Here is a 17,840-nt window from a genome sequence, read left to right as displayed (position 1 = left end):
CAGGCTACAGGCCTGCCCCGCAGTACCCACTGCCGTGGCATCGTTGCGCACACCTCATGACAGCCCAGGTCGAACGGCGCCCATGCGACCACCACCGACGATTCGCCATGGCGCAATCGCACGGGCGGCCGTATAGAAACGTGCGCCCTCTCGTTCTGCACGTCAGCACGCGGATTCACTTCGACAACGCGCACTTCGCCAGGCTTGCAATCGGCTGTATTTACGCGTCGGGTTCGAAATCCACCAGGTCAGCGCTTTCGCGCACCTGACTCCCCACCTGGCAGAAAAATCCGCGCACCACCCCGTCGGCGGGTGCCGTCAAGGTGTGCTCCATTTTCATCGCCTCCATCACCAGCAAGGGCGCGCCCTTTGTCACCCTTGAGCCAGGTTCGACCAGTAGCGCAATGATGTTTCCAGGCATGGGGGCACGCAGGCCGCCTTGCGTTTCACGTTCTTCACCTGCGTGCATCAGCGGGTCAGCAAGCGTCAACACCCACGCCTCGCCATCCATAAAGACATGCACGGTGTTGCCATCGCGTACCACATCCGCGTGCAACTGGCGCTTACCCCAACTCAAATGCAGGCGGCCCGTGCTATCGATATAGCCGCCGCTTCGCTTGCCGGCGATCTCGATTCCGCTGTTCGTGTAATGCACGGCAATCGCCGTGTTTTCCGTCTTCCCTGCTTCACGAAACGCGATGCAGCGGATCTGCGGCCCGAGCATGCGCCAGCCATTCGCCCGCGCCCAGGGCGATTGAGGTTCATTGATCGATTGCGCATGTGCCTGCAGAGCGCTGGACTCCTGCAACACCATGAACATGGCCGCCGCAGCCAGCGCCTCCGCGCTGGCCCATGGCGCCGGTGCCAGCAGTTGCTCGCGATCGCGTTCAATCAGGCCGGTATCGACGCAACCGGAGCGGAAATCGGCGTGATCGACCAGGCGCGACAGGAAGGTGACGTTGTTGCTGACGCCGACAATCTGAAGTTCACTCAATGCGTGCAACATTCGATCGATCGCCTGTGCGCGTGTTTCAGCCCATACGATCAACTTGGCCAGCATCGGGTCGTAATGGGGGCTGACCACGCTGCCCTGCTCGACTCCGCTGTCAATTCGTATGTGGGGCGACGGCGCCGGAGTGCGCAGATGCACCAGCCGTCCGATCGAAGGGAGGAAACCCTTGTTCGGGTCCTCGGCATACAGTCGCACTTCAATCGCATGACCACGCAGCGGAACCTGGGCCTGCGCGAGCGGCAGAGGCTGGCCGGCTGCTATGCGCAACTGCCACTCCACCAGATCCAGGCCGGTGATCATCTCGGTCACGGGATGCTCGACCTGCAGGCGGGTGTTCATCTCCATGAAATAGAACGCATCGTCGCGATCAACGATGAATTCCACGGTGCCCGCACCGACGTAGCCGACTGCACGTGCAGCGTCACAGGCGGCCTTGCCCATGATGGCGCGACGTTCGGCACTCATGCCTGGTGCAGGTGCTTCCTCAACGACTTTTTGATGCCGACGCTGAGTCGAGCAGTCGCGCTCGTTGAGATGGATGATGTCGCCGAACTCATCACCGAACACCTGTATTTCGACGTGCCGCGGTCGGTCGAGATATTTCTCGATCAGTACCTTGTCATCGCCAAAGCTCGCCTGTGCTTCACGCTGGCACGATGCCAATGCCTGCGGAAAGTCGGCAGATTGCTCGACCACCCGCATGCCCTTGCCACCGCCTCCGGCAGATGCCTTGATCAGCACCGGGTAACCCATGCGGTCCGCTTGTTGATGCAGGTGCTGCGTGCCCTGCTCGTCACCGTGATAGCCCGGCACAAGTGGCACACCCGCCGCGGCCATCATGGCCTTCGCTGCCGACTTGGAACCCATCGCGTGGATGGCTTCTATGGGCGGTCCGATGAAAGTAATGCCTGCCTCGCTGCAGGCCTTGGCAAAGCTCTCGTTCTCCGAGAGAAACCCATAGCCGGGATGGACCGCCTTGGCGCCACTCGCGAGCGCCACCTCAAGGATGCGCTCGGCCTGGAGGTAACTGTCACGCGCCGGCGCCGGGCCCACGCACCAGGCCTCGTCGGCCAATTTCACATGCCGCGCGTTGCTATCCGCCTCCGAATAGACGGCTACCGTGCGGATGCCGAGGCGACGACAGGTGCCGATAATGCGACAGGCGATCTCGCCGCGGTTGGCGATCAGGATCTTGCTGAACATGGGATATTCCGAACGGGCTGGGGTGGTCGCGCTCACATCCGGTACACCGGACTGCGCGTGTCCTCAATCGGCGCATTCAATGCCGCTGAAAGCGCCAGGCCAAGCACTTGACGCGTCTGCGCCGGGTCGATGATGCCGTCGTCCCACAGTCGTGCCGTGGCGTAGTACGGGCTGGACTGTTCTTCGAACTGTTCGAGAATCGGCGCCTTGAACTCCGCCTCCTCAGCCTCGCTCCACGACTTGCCAGCCGCTTCGATACCGTCTCGGCGCACCGTGGCCAGTACGCGAGCAGCCTGTTCGCCGCCCATCACCGAAATACGCGTATTGGGCCAACTCCACAGGAAGCGTGGCGAATAGGCGCGGCCACACATGCCGTAGTTGCCGGCACCAAATGAGCCACCGATCAACACCGTGAACTTCGGTACCTTGGCGGTCGCCACGGCGGCGACCAGTTTCGCGCCGTGCCGCGCAATGCCTTCGTTCTCATATTTGCGACCGATCATGAAGCCGCTGATGTTCTGCAGGAACAGCAGCGGGATCTTGCGCTGCGTGCATAGTTCAATGAAATGCGCACCCTTTTGGGCCGACTCCGAGAACAGGATGCCATTGTTGGCAATGATGCCAATCGGATAGCCATGCAGGTGCGCGAATCCCGTCACCAAGGTGGTGCCGAAACGTGCCTTGAATTCATCCAGTCGCGAGCCGTCGACCAGTCGGGCGATGATTTCGCGCACATCGTAGGGTTTGCGTGTATCGGCCGGCACGATGCCGTAGAGCTCTTCGGCGTCATAGAGCGGCTCCTCCGGCTCGCGCAAATCCAGCGAAACAGGTTTGCGGCGATTCAGATTGGCCACGATGCGTCGAACGATGGCCAAGGCATGATGATCGTTGTCGGCAAAGTGGTCGGCGACACCCGAAACCCGGGTATGCACATCCGCGCCACCCAATTCCTCCGCGCTGACCACCTCGCCGGTCGCCGCTTTCACAAGCGGCGGACCACCGAGAAAGATCGTGCCCTGTTCACGCACAATCACCGACTCGTCACTCATCGCCGGCACATAGGCGCCACCGGCGGTACATGAGCCCATCACGCAGGCGATCTGGGGGATGCCTTCAGCCGACAGGTTGGCCTGGTTGAAGAAAATGCGCCCGAAATGCTCGCGGTCAGGAAACACCTCGTCCTGCAGCGGCAAGAATGCGCCACCGGAATCGACCAGATAAACGCATGGCAGGTGATTTTCCCGCGCCACTTCCTGCGCACGAAGATGCTTCTTGACCGTGCTCGGGTAGTAGGTGCCGCCCTTGACCGTCGCATCATTGGCGACGATCACACATTCGCGACCACTGACTCGCCCGATGCCGGCCACCACGCCGGCCGAAGCAACTTCTCCGCCATACATGCCAAACGCGGCCAACGGAGCCAACTCCAGAAATGGGGTGCCTGGATCAACCAGGGCGTCAATGCGATCGCGCACAAGCAGCTTGCCGCGATCCTGGTGCTTCTTGCGGGCCGTCTCCGATCCGCCACGCGCAGCCCTGCCCAGATGTTGACGAAGTTCATCGAGAAGATCCGACATCACCGCCCGATTGACACTGTATTCCGCGGAATCCGTGCGGATCTTCGAGGTGATGACGTTCATCATGCCGTCTCCGCGAACAGCTCTCGACCAATCAGCATGCGGCGGATCTCGGAGGTGCCGGCACCAATTTCGTAGAGTTTGGCGTCACGCCATAGCCGACCGGTCGGGTATTCGTTGATGTAGCCATTGCCGCCGAGCGCCTGGATCGCCTGCCCGGCCATCCAGGTCGCTTTCTCCGCCGCATACAGGATGGCTCCGGCAGCATCCTTGCGAGTGGTTTCGCCGCGATCACATGCCTTGGCCACGGCGTAAACGTAGGCGCGGCAGACCGAGAGTCCGACATGCATGTCGGCAAGCTTGCCCTGCATCAGCTGAAACTCGCCGATGCTCTGGCCAAACTGTTTGCGGTCGTGGACATAGGGAATCACCACGTCCATGCACGCCTGCATCAGACCCAGCGGACCGCCAGACAGCACCAGGCGCTCATAGTCCAGCCCGGACATGAGTACCTTGACGCCCTTGTTCATCTCGCCGAGGACGTTTTCTTCGGGTACTTCGCAATTGTCGAAGACCAGTTCGCAGGTGTTGGATCCGCGCATGCCGAGCTTGTCGAGCTTCTGCGCGGTGGAGAAACCGGCAAAACCCTTTTCGACGATGAAAGCGGTGATACCCCGCGAACCGGCTGCCGGGTCGGTGCTGGCATAGACAACCAGGGTATCTGCGTCCGGGCCGTTGGTGATCCACATCTTGTGGCCATTCAGCACGAAGCGATCGCCCTTCTTCTCGGCGCGAAGCCGCATGCTCACGACGTCCGAACCTGATCCGGACTCGGACATGGCCAATGCGCCAATATGCTCACCGGAGACCAGTCGCGGCAGATACTTCAGTTTCTGCGCTTCGCTGCCGTTCTTGTGAATCTGGTTGACGCAAAGGTTGGAGTGCGCGCCATACGAAAGGCCGATCGCACCGGAAGCCCGCGAAATCTCCTCCATCGCGACGACATGAGCCAGATAACCCATGTCACTGCCACCAAAACGCTCCTCAACCGTCAGGCCGAACATGCCCAGCTCACCCAGCTTGGGCCACAACGCGGCCGGGAACTGATTGCGCTCATCCACCTCGGCAGCGATCGGGGCGATCTCGCGTTGGGCGAAGTGGCTGACCGCATCACGCAGCGCCTCGATATCAGGGCCCAGGTCGAAATTCAGGGAGGTATGGCTCATTGGCTTGATCCGTCGTTGCAAGGCATCGTTTGTGGAAATGGGCAGGACGTTTGTTTTAGGCTCGATCGGATTCCCGCCCCGACCAGCGTCCCGGCTGGGCAGCAGCCCTCCCGCCCCAATAAGTGAATCACAGTTCACTTAAAAAAGGTATATTCATAAAATGGCTTATCAACGTTCGCCCCTGATGAAAAAGCGGCTCAGCGACAATCGGCAGCAAATCAAGCTGGCGGCACGACGGCTGATCGCGCTCGGTGGCTTTCGCGAGGCATCCATCACCGCCGTGGCCCAGAACGTGGGGCTCTCCACCGGGGCGATCTACCGTTACTTCCCGTCCAAGGCCGAGCTCTTCATCGAAGTGCTCGGCGATGCGGTATCGCATGAGGTGACCATCCTGCGCGGCCTCCTCGAGGGCGAGGGATCACCCGTCGATCAGCTGTATGCCGCCGTCGAGTCCTTTGCCACGCGGGCGCTCAAGGGCCCTCACCTGGCCTATGCCTTCATTGCCGAACCGATCGACTCCGATGTGGAGGCCGCGCGCATGGCTGGCCGCGCGCAGTTCATCGCGGTCTTTGAGGACATCCTGCGAGCGGGCATCAAGCGCGGCTTCTTCCCCGCCCAAATGCCGGACGTTGCTGCCGCCTGCATCGTCGGGGCGTTCACCGAAGCGTTGATCCGACCAGTAGCCCCGGCGGCCCGGCCGGCGGATGACAAGAAACTGGTCAAGGCCATCGCCAGCCTGTGCGTACGCGCGGCAGGCGTGGCCATCTCGCCCGTCGAAACGACGGCGAAACGGGTCAAACCGAAGCGCTAGGCAAGATCCTGGCTGAAGGGGAATCGGGTGATCACGCGACGGACGTGACCGCACAACGGCGCCAGATACCTAGCCGCATGCATCGGAGCCCAACCGGCAATCTGCCCGCATGCCTTGTCCTTACCCGCTGGACCCGGTCTGGCGCACAAGGCAAGCCAACCGCGTCAAGGCACGCACCTGCCTGGCCGGTGCATGCCCGCGGCGGGAAGATCGCCGGAATCACACGCAGCTGACGACTGACTTCCGTGGGCCTGGAAGATCACCACCATCGCCACGGGAGCAGCCTGCGCGACAACTCACATCACTTGCCCGCAGCACCGGCATCCAGTTGCCCGATCGTCGCCGACGACGGCGGCTCCGAGGCCTGCAGCCGTTTCGCCACAGCTTCTGCTTCGCGCATCACACGCAGCATGTTGCCACCGGCCAGCTTGGCAAGGTCACTGTCGCTCCAGCCGCGCCGCGCGAGCTCCTCAAGCAGGGCCGGGTATTTGTCGACGCCTTCCAGGCCCTTGGGTGTATCGGGAATGCCGTCGAAGTCGGAACCAAGGCCCACACAGTCGATCCCGGCAACTTCGCGGATGTGCTCGATGTGGTCCGCCACCATCGCCAGCGTGACAACAGGCTTGGGATGCTGGCGGTCCCAGTCAGCCATCGCCGCCTTGGCCCGCTCTGGTTGGCCGATGTAGATGCCGGCGTAAGGCGGTGCATTCAACAGCGTCTGCTCGGCACTGCGCTCGGCCCACCAACGATGGTACTCGGCCGACACGTACGGAGTGGCAAAGGTCGCCATCACGATACCGTGATTGCGAGCCACCATCTTGAGCACATCGTCCGGCACGTCGCGCGGATGGTCGTTCAATGCGCGCGCACCGGAGTGCGAGAACATGACCGGCGCCTGCGAGGTTTTCAGCGCATCGCGCATGGTGTCCGGCGACACGTGACTGAGATCGACCAGCATGCCGAGGCGGTTCATCTCGTGCACCACCGCACGCCCGAACGGGGTCAACCCATGATGTTTCGGTGCATCGGTGGCCGAATCGGCCCAGTCATTGTCCAGCGTATGGGTCAGCGTCATGTAGCGCGCGCCCAGCACATACATCTGGCGCAGCACCGGCAACGAGTTGTCGATCTGGTGTCCACCCTCGATGCCGATCAGCGAGGCGACGCGACCCGCCTTGAAGGCGCGCATGATGTCGTCTGCCGAGTACGCCATCTGCAGGTCGTTGGGATAACGCGCCACCATGTTGCGCACGATGTCGATCTGCTCCACCGTCATCTGCACTGCCTCCGGGCCGGCCACCCCGGACGGTACCCATACCGACCAGAATTGCCCGCCGACATGCCCCTCGTGCAGACGCGGAATGTCGGTCATCAGCGGCGGCGAGGAACTGCCGTCCTTCATCGATGGCGACAGGTTCGCGGTGCTGGCACTGAGGTCCACGCCGTAGGCATTGCCGTAGCGTTGCCGGATCTCCCAGGCAAGATCGTTGTGACCGTCGATCAGGGGCACGGTCTTCAGCACATGCTCGACGCGTGTTGCGAGGACGGCGTCACTATCCTGTTTCGCCATCGCCAACGGCGTACATGCAGCAAACAGCATGGTTGCCGCGGCAGCGAAAGCCTGAGTCGAGTGTCGGTGTTTCATCGTGGCGTTTTCCGATGATGGGTGGGCGCGCGGATCAGGAAATCTACGCGCCGATGGGGCCAGCCTTTGACTGCATCCGGATCAGGAAGACTGACGGGATGATGGGTGTTCATGCACCGGCCGGTTCGTCCAAAGCTGCCTGGGCCAGCCGATCAAACGACTCGCCGCCGCGCATCGGATCGGCCGCGGGCATGCCCAGCTGCGTGGCCGTCCGCGTCAGAAGTTCCTGTGCTGCATCTGCATCCAGGTGCCCCGTATTGAGGCTGATGCCCGCGCAACGGATGGCCGGATTGGTGCGTTGACCGAGCTGGATCGTCAGCTCGATCACCTGCTCGATCGTCGGCAGGACGAATTCCGGATGGCCAAGCACATGCGTGCGGCCAGGCTGATGGCAGACCACGAAGACATCCGGCTGGCTGCCGTGCAGCAGGGCCAGCGATACGCCAGCGTAGGCCGGATGAAACAACGAGCCCTGCCCTTCGATGACATCCCAATGTTCCGCATGCGCGGCAGGGCTCAGCATTTCGGCCGCACCGGCCGAGAAATCGGCAATGGTGGCGTCCATGGGAATGCCGCTTCCGGCAATCAGGATGCCGGTCTGGCCGGTGGCACGAAAATCGACTGCCACGCCTCGCACGGCAAAAGCTCGAGCCAGCGCCAGGGCGGTGTACTTCTTGCCCAGCGCGCAATCGGTACCCACCGTCAACAGGCGTTTGCCGGCACGCTTGCGGCCGCTGGCGATCGGGATATTTCGCGGCGGCGTGCGCACGTCAATCAGACGCCGCCCCAGGAGCTCGGCCGCCGCAGCCAGCCGCGGGATCTCGGCCAGCCGCATGTGCATGCCGCTGATGATATCGAGGCCCGCGTGCAGCGCTTCGACCAGCGCGTCGACCCAGCTATCTGGAATGAAGCCGCCTGCATTGGCGACACCAATCACCAGCCCCTTGGCACCGCGTTCCTTCGCCTCACGGGGCGTCAATACCGGCAGCCCGGTGCTGACCGTTGCGCCGCAAGCCCATTCGCCCACACACAAATCCCCGGCCCAATCGCGCACGCCATAGGCCGTCTTGGCATAGCCCGGCACGGTGGTATCGCCCAGGAACAAAAGATATGGCTGCGGCAACGCGCCAACGTGTGTATCGGACAATGCCGATGGGGTACTCATACCAGATGACTCCTGATGACCTGCTGGCGCAATCAAGCGAACAGCAACTGTTGTAGTGAATTCGCCGGCGCAGGTAGCCGGCTTGGGCCTTCTATTTCTTGTCCGCTGTCGGCGTGAAGTTCAGGTCTTGGTAGTCCCAGCTGAAATCGGCAAGCGGCGACACCGATTTCATCGACATCCGTTCAACGCTGCCGTCTGGCTTGAGCGCGAAAGTGACATACGCGTCTTCAAGATCCGGCATCGCCCAATGGGTACGGAAGGTGTCGTACTGCACGTGCTCCAGCGTGCCGTGCAGACCGGGTGTGCGATCGAAGCTGATGCTCAAAGCGCCCTTCCCGTCCTTGCCCTGGGTGATGGTTGCCGTGCCATACCAGGGATCGCGATACACGCCAGCATATCGAGACAGCGACAGCGACGGACCACGCTCGGGATGCGTGGCGGCGTTACTGGTCTTGAGCGCCGCCAGTGCCTTCGCTCGTAGCCCGTCGAGTACCTGCTGGTAGGTGGTGATCCAGTCCGGCGAAGGCAGCCCAAGCAGGCTATCCAGCAGGTGTTCGCGCATCGCAAACAGGGCTCCGGCATCCTCGGAGTTGAGCATGATGGCGAACGCCGCGTTTTTCTCTGGAATGATCACCACGATCGAGATGCCACCGAGCACACCGCCGCCATGGGTGATGATCTTGTGGCCTCGATAATCCTGCACCTCCAGCCCCAGCGCATAGGCGCTGAACTGCGGCTGCGCCAGCGCAAGCGGCGGCGGCGCGGGACGTATCGGGATCAAGGTCTGCGGCGTCCACAAGGCCTGCGCGGCTGCCTCGCTGAACACCCGCTTGCCATCGTCCAGCGCGCCATGCCGCAACTGCAACTGCAGCCATCGCCCCATGTCCGTCGCACTCACTTGCAGTGCACCGGCCGGCGCGAAAACGTCGCCTGACAGCACCGTGGTGAGCACTGCCTGTTTGCCCACCCCGCGCACCGCCGTGGTGTTCTTCGCATGCAGTGACACCTGGTCGGCCACGCGCGTGTCGATGCTCACCTGAGTGTCATGCATCCCCACCGGATTGAGGATGTGCTGCTGCACGAAGTCCTCCCAGCGCTGGCCCGATACAGCCTCGACCAGCTGGCCGGCAACGATGTACAGCACGTTGTCGTAGTCGTAATCCGCCCGGAACGAATGGGCCGGCTTCAGGAATCGGATGTCATGCACCAGCTCGGCGCGCGTGCGGTTCGTCGTGGGAAAGACCATCAAGTCGCCTTCGCCCAAACCCAAGCCACTGCGATGGGTCAGCAGATCCGTCACCGTCATTTCACTGGAGGCATACGGGTCGTACATGCGAAAGCCTGGCAGCTTGTCGACCAGGCGATCGTCCCAGCGCAGCTTCCCTTCGTCCACCAGGATCGCCAGCGCCGCAGCGGTGAACGCCTTGGTGTTGGAGCCGATGGGGAAGATCGTGTTCGCATCCACCCGTGCCGGATCACCGAGCTTGCGCACACCGTAGCCGTGCGTGGCAACCGTGCCGCCATCGACCACCACCACGGCCATGCCAGGCGTATCGAAGGTCTGCATGGTTTTTTGCGCAAACGCATCCAATGCGGGTGAATCCGCAGCTGGCGGCAACGGTTCCGCCGCGTACGCAGACGGCAGAACGGCAAGTGCGATGCAGCCACTCAACAGCCAACGGCTTGCGTTACGCCTGAGATGCGAGGCGCGTTTACCGGGTTCCAGGACCATGGGTTGCCATCCTTCTGTCGTGATCGCCGTATCGACGGCATGAGCGTGGGGACCGCGAGGCGCCTGAATCCGCGCCACGCGGCACAGCCAGACTCTGACGTGATTCAGAACGTGTAGTTGAAGTTCGCCAGACCGTAGGCACAAATGGCCCACAACCCGTACAGCGCACTCAGACCAATGAACACCTCGCCCAGGCGAGCCAGCCAGCCGCCAGGTCCGCGCAACACACGAAGTACCGCATGGATCAGCATGGCGATGGCGCCCAGGGCAGTGAGCACGCCCAGGATGTACAACGCCGTCAAAAGCAGACCTATCGTGTGATTGGATGCCTCGATGCCACTGGAAATCATCAGCAACCAGCTGCACACCATGACCAGCAACAACACCGCGCCAAGCCGGGAAGCCAGCCTCAAGCGTCGTTGACCCCGGGTCATCACCAACGGCGCATGAAAACGCCGCCGCACCACCCAGCCACCGAACCAGATCACCACGGTCAGCACCAGGGTCACCAGGAACAACACGCCCAGCGACTTGAGCATGCCGATGCTGCGCAGGCCATGTACCGGCTGGAACAATTCGACCGGAAGGAAGTCGTCGGAGATCCAGTACTGGATACGACCATCCTTGTCGGTGATGAACTTGGTATGCGCCTGGCCACCGACTTCGCGATACACCAGCGGCCCGACTTCACGCCACGTTTTGGGCGTGCCGCTGAGATCCTTGAGCGCTTCGATCTTGATCGTGCCGTCGGGCTGGGCAATCACGCTCGACTGAGTCAGTGCCTGCAACACGGAAAACGTGCTTTCGATACGCCGCGTCACTTCATAGGCGCCGGCCACGCGAGCCGCGTCGGGCTTGGGGTTGGCTACAGTTTCTTCGTGCGGCGGCGCATACGGGTAGTAGCGATCCAGGAAGGAGCGGAACAAGGCGGTGCGCAGCCTACCCACCTCGGCCTGCTTGCCGGGGCTATTGAACGACATGAACACGCCGACATGCTGATCCAGCAGCAAATGCAAGTCGCTGTGGAAAGCCGCGGTGTCACCGGCATGGCCGATGATGCGCTGGCCATTACGGTTTTCCTGGTAGAAGCCCAGATCGAAACCGTTCAAGCCCGGCGCCATGGTCGATTGCGGCGAATGCATCAACTCGATCATCGCCGGCGACAGCATCGTGGCGCCGTTGTACTGGCCGCCACCAAGTTGAGCGATCATGAAATGCGCCATGTCGGCGCCGGTAGCGCTCAACGATCCGGCCGGCCCGACCTCGATCGCCTCGAACGGAATGGTCTTCTTGTCCGATGCCGAGTGATAGCCCACCGACATGTTCGCTGCCAGCGGCGCCGGCAAGGGCTGCTCGAAAGTCGAATGATCCATGCCCAGCGGCTTGAAGATGTGCTCGGCCACGTATTCGTTGAACGGCTGACCAGAGACCCGCTCCACGATGTAACCGGCCAGGGTCGCGCCGTAGTTCGAATAGGCGACGAGCTTGCCCGGTGGGAATATCCGCGCCGGCAGATGCTTCTTCACGTAGTCGCCATACGGGAACAGCTGATCAGTCGACTTCATGAACTCATCGCCCACGGATTCTTCGAAGCCGGCCGTATGCGTCATCAAGTCACGCATGGTGATCGGCTTGCCGAATTTTTCCGGGATCGTGAAATCCAGGTAGCTGTTAACGTCCTTGTCCAGGTCGATCTTGCCCGCGCCGACCAGTTGCATCACCGCGGTCCAGGCGAACGTCTTGGATATCGAGCCGGGCCGGAACAAGGTCTGGTCCGCGACAACCGGCTTGCCGTTCGCGACATCGGCGTAGCCATAGCCCTGAGCAAACAGGGGCTGGCCGTCCTTGACCACTACGATGACGCTGCCGGCGATGTCGCCACGTTGCAATGCGTACGGCACCACACTGTCGAAAAACGTCTGCACGTCTTGCGCGGTCATCGTGGGAGCGCTTGCGATGCCCTGCACTGCTAATGGCGCTGGCGCCACCGCGCCAACTTCGGCTGCAGCAGAGTTCGCCACCGAACCTGGCGTGGAAGCCTGGCTGTTAACCGATGTGGCCGAGGCAGCGCAGACCGTAAACAGCAAGGTCGCCGCAAACGCCTTCAATCGTGTGTACATGTTTTTTCCTCGTACATCGAATTTGGGAGATGACGCGCAACTACGTGTAAGCAAAATGGTTCAGGCCGATCACCATGCATCCCGACAACGCATGCGAGCCCAGCAGGCCGAGCACAAAGCGCCTTTGGTCGGTGAAAATCCCTTCACCGCAATCTGCTTGAGTCTCTTGATGAAGTAATGCGGGTGCACCCCATGCCAACGTCGCACTCGCCTGCACTATCAACAACCACCGCTCCGAGCGATGTGCCGAGCGGCCTCATAAATTGCCCGCAACGCAAACTTCGCGGCTGGTCATCTCGAGATCTCAAGAAAAAAGACCAGCGTTGCTCCCGAACAGTGCCGACCACCATGGCCCCGGGAGAGCTCGCGGCGTACTCCAGGGGATTCGCACAGGGACATGCTGTTCAGGCGTGGCGGAATGGTCGTGTCATTACTTGCAATCTGAGTGGCGCTTGCATGGAGCGCCCCCTTGACGACCACCCCGGACTAATCAGCCGTCCAAGCTGTGCTGTCGAGTCGACCAGTCGCCTGGCGAAAGCGCGGTGACCGCAGAACAAGCATTCTGCGGCCACTGCGCCCACCTGTCGCCAACCTCGCTCCGTCAGAACGTGGTGGAGACGGAAACACCGATCGTACGCGGCGTAATGATCGCGTCGCTGGCTTCCACATTTCCCGTGACCGGGTTGAGGGTACCGGCGACAGGTACGTAGTTCTGCCAGCTGCTGCCGGTGAGAATCCCGCGCTTGTTGGTCAGGTTCTTGACATACAGGTCGATATTTACCGCGCCCTTGCTCACGCCCGTGCGCAGGCTGACGGTTCCGTATCCCGGAATCCGCGGGCTCGCCGGAAGCGGCGCAAAACCAGGAACCCCGGCGATGGGAAAGCTGAAGGCAAAGTCGGTCGATCGTGCACCGACGTATTGATAGCTGCCGCCCACATAGCCGTGCCAGCCGCCGCCTAGTGCGAAGTCATAGTCACCGTTTACAGCGCCTGCAAACTCCGGTGCATACGGTAGCGGATCGCCCTTCATGCCGTTGTTCGGGAACGGTGCATCCTTGGTCAATTCAGACTTGTTGTAGGCGGCATTGAGCGAGAGTTTCAGGCCGCGTACCGGGATATAGGCAGCCGAGGCCTCGAAGCCGTTGCTCTTGGCCTGCCCGCCGCCGACGAGGAACGTGTACCCGTTGGCATACGTCGTCAACGTGATCTTGGTCCAGTCGATGTGGTACGCAGCGAGGTCCAACTGAAGGGTGTTGTCCAACAAGGTGGATTTCAGGCCCACCTCATAGTTCGTCAGGTCGGTCGGGGAGTACGTAGCCGGCACATTGGGAGTATTGACGACCTTCACATTGGGACCGCCGGGCAGAAAGCCGGATGCCACCCGCGCGTACAGCATGTTGTGGTCATTGATGTGGAATTGCGGCGAGAACGAGTAGGTCGTGCTGCTGTCGGCCGAGTGGCCATCGACCTGAAGATTCGGCGCTGCAGTGAGGCCTAGAACCGGCGTTCCATAGAGCCACTCCTGGTACGTCTGCTTGTCGTGGGCCCAGCGCAAGCCACCTTCGATGGCCCACTGGTCGTTGATGTGCCAGGTCGCGCTGCCGTAAGCGGCGTATCCGATGTACGAGCTCGGCTGGTGGGTCCCCTCGATAGGATTGGGACCAAGCCCGGAATTGATCAATTGTCCGGTGTAGTAGTCAGTCGACGGAATGATCTGGTCGACATTGCCGATCTCGTGGGTGAAGAACAAGCCACCCAGCCATGACACTGCCTGATCTTCCGACGATGCCAGGCGAAATTCCTGGGTGAACTTCGTTTGCGTTGTCGGCTGAAACTCCAGAATGCCGAAGGTTCCGCTGGGGGGCGTGCCAGGCGTGCCCGCACCTAAATCCATCCCCAACAGACCATACCAGCCCTGCGCGGCCGCGATCGACGTCACGTCCGTATTGATCTTGGCATCCAGCGTCGTGTAGGCGGTGTTGGAGGTCAGCTTCGCCCAGCCAAAATCGGTCTTGAAGGTTGCGTTGTATTGCCGGTATTTCTCGACAAACGCGTCGCCGCCAAAGTTGGCGGTGCGCGTTTGCAGATCGCCATACAAGGGTTTCAACGTGACGGGATCGACCGTGATGTCATTGGGGTTTGCGAAGCTGAAGTTCTGTACCAGCGCGCTCAGCTGCAGCGAGGTCTTGTCCGTAGGCGTCCACAACAGCGAGAAATTGCCATCGTGGCTCTGGGTTTCGTTGATGTTCTTCGTGCCCTGAGCGGCATCATCGATGAAACCCGGGGTAGTCGTGGTTGACGCACTGGCACGGAATGCCAACTTGTCGGCGATCAGCGGCACGTTCAGCATGCCATGCACGTCGAAACCGGTACCGCCGCCACTAACGTCGCTGGCGCCAACTTCCACACGTCCAAAGGCGCTGGTGGCGTCGGGCGGAGTAGTGATGAAGCGGATCACGCCACCCAGCGCACCGGCGCCATATAGCGTGCCTTGCGGCCCTCGCAATACCTCGACACGCTGCAAGTCATGGGGATCGATGTTCGGTGTCAGCATCGCGCCACCGGCGTAAGCACTGCTCGAGCCGAACGGCGTCTCGTCGATATACGTGCCGACCGTCGCCACAGACTGTTCAGAACCGGAAGCGATGCCACGGACGCTAAGCACCGTCTGCCCCGGCGGACCCATGGCGACGAGTCCAGGAGCACTGGCCGCGTAGTCTGCGAAATTCTGCAGATGCTGGCGATCGATATCCTGATCGGTCACCGCCGAAATGGCCATGGGCACCTTTTCCAGCGACTCACTGCGCTTCGTCGCCGTCACCAGGACGGTCCCAAGCTGGGTCGCATTGGCCTGGTCCACCGCCTTGTCCTTGGGCGCCGCAGTCGTCTGCTGGTCAGCCTGGCCGTCTGTACCTGACTGTGCCGGTGCCGATTGAGCAACCCCCTGCGCCGCCGCCCCCGACGCGCTTTCCGCACTGACCGATGAAACCGCCATGGCGGCCGCAATAGCAATAAACAACGGAGTGAATTTTCCGACGTTCTTGGCCATACCTTCTCCTCCCCAGAGGCTGTCAATGCCTCGATTGTAGCAATATCGAGAGGTTTTCTAATTTTGTCAATTTTTCAATATTAGAAAACTTTCTGCGATAAATGGATAAGCCGCCGAAAGAATGAAACTTCGGTTTTCGGCGGGCGTGCGCTCAACTATCGCCATGCGTAAAATCAGGAACAGGACCGACCGCGGTGACATTCATGCTCAAACATCTGCACGCAAAACCCGAACCAGGCTCTGCCTTGCGCAATCTGCGCAAGCACAAGCAACTGACGCTCGCCGAGGTCAGCGAGCGCACGGGCCTACCCGTATCCACCTTGTCCAAGATCGAAAACGGCAAGATGTCGTTGAGCTACGACAAGCTCGCGCGGTTGAGTACGGGCCTGGAAGTCGATATTGCGCAGCTGTTTGAACCCGACTCGGCGGCTCCGCCAACCAGGGTTCAGGGGCGGCGCAGCATCACCCGTGCTGGTAGCGGGCTTTCGGTGGAGACTGAAAACTATAGCCATCTTTATCCCAACGCAGATCTGCTCAACAAACGATTGGTTCCGATCATTGCCGAACCCCACGCGCGTTCGCTGGCCGAGTTTGGCGAACTGATCCGCCACGAGGGGGAGGAGTTCATCTACGTGCTGGAGGGTACGGTCGACCTGCATACGGACCTTTACGCCCCAACCCGGCTCGAGGCGGGTGATTCGATGTATTTCGACAGCGGCATGGGCCATGCCTATATCGCAGTGGGACCCAAACGCTGTCGGGTGCTCTCGATCTGCACGGCGAGCCAGTCTCGGCTGGCCGAAGCCCTCGGGAGCAATAAAGGCACCCAGGGCCCACCGATCAAGCGCAAGCCCAGGCAGCCCGCGTCGACGAAGAAGCCCGTGATACCGGCGAAAAAGCGACCAGCCGCGCGCTCGAAGTAACCCGCTCCCAGCAGCGCCCCTGCATCGGCAATGACCTATCGCGCCGCTCACCGCGAAGGCACGACTTGAGCGTCAACGGTCACGTGCTTTTCCACATGGCCCGTGCACAGCGAAAGGATGTAAAGAAGCACGGCGGACAATGCCGACACGCCGCCGATCATCACAAAGAACCAGCCATGGGCGAACTGGCTCCAGAGCGTACCCAATCCCCCTGCGAGTAGATTTCCGAAGAAGCCGGCGAAGAACCAGGTAGCGATACTGGTGGCACGAAACCCGTCCGGAGCCATCCGCCCGAACAACGCCAGTCCGCTCGGCAAGATGTACAGCTCGCCCGTGGCAAACACCACGAACCAACCAGCCAGCCATAGCCAGCTTGCACGCGTTCCGTGGGCCTCATGCCATCCGGCGATCAACCCCAATGCCACGTACGACGCTGCCACGACGGCGGCACCGAATGCCATCCGACCCAACAACGACGTTTCGATACCGCGTCGCGCCAGTCGCGCCCAACGCGCCACGAGCAAGGGCGTGAACGCAAACACCACCAGTGAGTCGATCGATATGAACCACGTCATCGGTATGGTCCAGGGACCTACCTGGCGATCGATGCCGGTGTCGGCCCACAGCGCAATCGTGTTGCCCACCTGCTCGTAGGCGCCGCGGAAGATCACCACGATTGCGGCGATACCGATCAGCAGCGCAAAGCGATTACGCGCGGCTCCATCCAGCGGTGGACGGGCCGCTTGCGCGGCCACCCCGCGCTGCGGGTCGGGCGGCAGATAGCGGCGACCGGCCAGATAGATCACCAGCGAGAGCAGCATGCCGAGGCCGGCCGCGGCAAAACCCCAGTGCCAGCCGTAGACCTCACCGAGGGTGCCGCAGACGAACGGGGCCAGGAATGCACCCAGGTTGATGCCGACGTAATAGATGTTGTACGCACTCTTGGTACGCGTATCGCCCTCGCGATAGAGACCCTCGATCTGGCTGGCGAGACTAGGCAGAAACAACCCGTTGCCCAGCGCGATCATGCATAGCGCCGGGTAAAACAAGGCTTCCCACGTCATCATGAAATGGCCGAGCGCCATGGTCGCGCCGCCGATCACCACCGCTCGCGCCTTGCCCAGCCAGCGGTCGGCGACCATGCCACCGAACACCGGCGTGAAGTAGACGAAGGCTGCGTAGGCGCCATAAACCAGCGAGGCGTGCTCCTGGTTCATGTCCAGGTGCTTGGTCATGTAATAGACCAAGATCGCGCGCATGCCGAAGAAGGAGAACATCTCCCACATTTCGGTCAGGAAAAGCACGGTCAGGCCACGCGGGTGGCCGAACCAGCTTTTCTCGGTCGATGAGGTCGTCGCGAAAGACATCACGCGGACC

General features: G+C 61.6%; 12 protein-coding genes. 3 read left to right on the top strand and 9 right to left on the bottom strand.

The features are described 5' to 3' along the window. Positions 1-220: 220 nt before the first annotated feature. The 3 genes from EPB08_RS04755 to EPB08_RS04745 are packed head-to-tail and all read right to left on the bottom strand — an operon-like array spanning position 221 to position 5,018. Positions 221-2,215 carry an acetyl/propionyl/methylcrotonyl-CoA carboxylase subunit alpha gene (locus tag EPB08_RS04755; RefSeq protein WP_130617941.1) on the bottom strand — a complete coding sequence of 665 codons (1,995 nt, stop codon included), beginning with the start codon at positions 2,213-2,215 and terminating at the stop codon, positions 221-223. Positions 2,216-2,247: 32 nt separating this feature from the next. Then, a complete protein-coding gene (locus tag EPB08_RS04750; protein WP_130618615.1) occupies positions 2,248-3,855 on the bottom strand; it encodes a carboxyl transferase domain-containing protein in 1,608 nt (535 codons plus the stop codon). Beyond that, positions 3,855-5,018 carry an isovaleryl-CoA dehydrogenase gene (locus tag EPB08_RS04745; RefSeq protein ID WP_130618614.1) on the bottom strand — a complete coding sequence of 388 codons (1,164 nt, stop codon included), beginning with the start codon at positions 5,016-5,018 and terminating at the stop codon, positions 3,855-3,857. The genes EPB08_RS04750 and EPB08_RS04745 overlap by 1 nt, the downstream gene beginning before the upstream one ends. A 160-nt stretch (positions 5,019-5,178) precedes the next feature. Here EPB08_RS04745 and EPB08_RS04740 point away from each other — a divergent pair, with 160 nt between their 5' ends. Continuing rightward, positions 5,179-5,829, top strand: coding sequence for a TetR/AcrR family transcriptional regulator (locus tag EPB08_RS04740; protein WP_130617940.1), 651 nt, complete (start codon positions 5,179-5,181; stop codon positions 5,827-5,829). Positions 5,830-6,130: 301 nt separating this feature from the next. On the opposite strand, the gene EPB08_RS04735 is transcribed toward EPB08_RS04740, so the two are convergent. The 4 genes from EPB08_RS04735 to EPB08_RS04720 all read right to left on the bottom strand — a co-directional run bounded on the left by EPB08_RS04735 (position 6,131) and on the right by EPB08_RS04720 (position 12,311). Further along, on the bottom strand, positions 6,131-7,474 hold the full coding sequence (locus EPB08_RS04735; RefSeq protein ID WP_229238230.1) for a dipeptidase: 1,344 nt from the start codon (positions 7,472-7,474) through the stop codon (positions 6,131-6,133). 109 nt (positions 7,475-7,583) lie between these two features. Continuing rightward, entirely contained in the window at positions 7,584-8,639 is a 1,056-nt protein-coding gene (locus EPB08_RS04730; protein ID WP_130617939.1) for an N-acetyltransferase DgcN family protein, read from the bottom strand. Positions 8,640-8,730: 91 nt separating this feature from the next. Next, positions 8,731-10,257, bottom strand: coding sequence for a serine hydrolase (locus EPB08_RS04725; protein ID WP_425598245.1), 1,527 nt, complete (start codon positions 10,255-10,257; stop codon positions 8,731-8,733). Positions 10,258-10,475: 218 nt separating this feature from the next. Further along, positions 10,476-12,311, bottom strand: a complete 1,836-nt coding sequence (locus tag EPB08_RS04720) for a serine hydrolase domain-containing protein (protein WP_165418400.1) — start codon at positions 12,309-12,311, stop codon at positions 10,476-10,478. A gap of 16 nt (positions 12,312-12,327) precedes the next feature. Here EPB08_RS04720 and EPB08_RS21000 point away from each other — a divergent pair, with 16 nt between their 5' ends. Beyond that, a complete protein-coding gene (locus EPB08_RS21000; RefSeq protein WP_165418399.1) occupies positions 12,328-12,669 on the top strand; it encodes a hypothetical protein in 342 nt (113 codons plus the stop codon). 423 nt (positions 12,670-13,092) lie between these two features. On the opposite strand, the gene EPB08_RS04715 is transcribed toward EPB08_RS21000, so the two are convergent. Further along, the gene (locus tag EPB08_RS04715) at positions 13,093-15,540 is read right to left on the bottom strand and encodes a TonB-dependent receptor (protein ID WP_130617936.1); all 2,448 of its coding nucleotides are present in this window, start codon (positions 15,538-15,540) and stop codon (positions 13,093-13,095) included. A gap of 203 nt (positions 15,541-15,743) precedes the next feature. Here EPB08_RS04715 and EPB08_RS04710 point away from each other — a divergent pair, with 203 nt between their 5' ends. Beyond that, complete coding sequence (locus EPB08_RS04710; protein WP_130617935.1) at positions 15,744-16,463, top strand: helix-turn-helix domain-containing protein; 720 nt, start codon at positions 15,744-15,746, stop codon at positions 16,461-16,463. Between the two features lie 47 nt (positions 16,464-16,510). On the opposite strand, the gene EPB08_RS04705 is transcribed toward EPB08_RS04710, so the two are convergent. After that, on the bottom strand, positions 16,511-17,830 hold the full coding sequence (locus EPB08_RS04705; protein WP_130617934.1) for a peptide MFS transporter: 1,320 nt from the start codon (positions 17,828-17,830) through the stop codon (positions 16,511-16,513). Positions 17,831-17,840 lie beyond the last annotated feature (10 nt).

The sequence above is a fragment of the Dyella amyloliquefaciens genome (assembly GCF_004296575.1).
GTDB classification, from domain to species: domain Bacteria; phylum Pseudomonadota; class Gammaproteobacteria; order Xanthomonadales; family Rhodanobacteraceae; genus Dyella; species Dyella amyloliquefaciens.
Note: the sequence above shows the minus strand (reverse complement) of the source record. Positions and strands in the feature narration are given on the sequence as shown.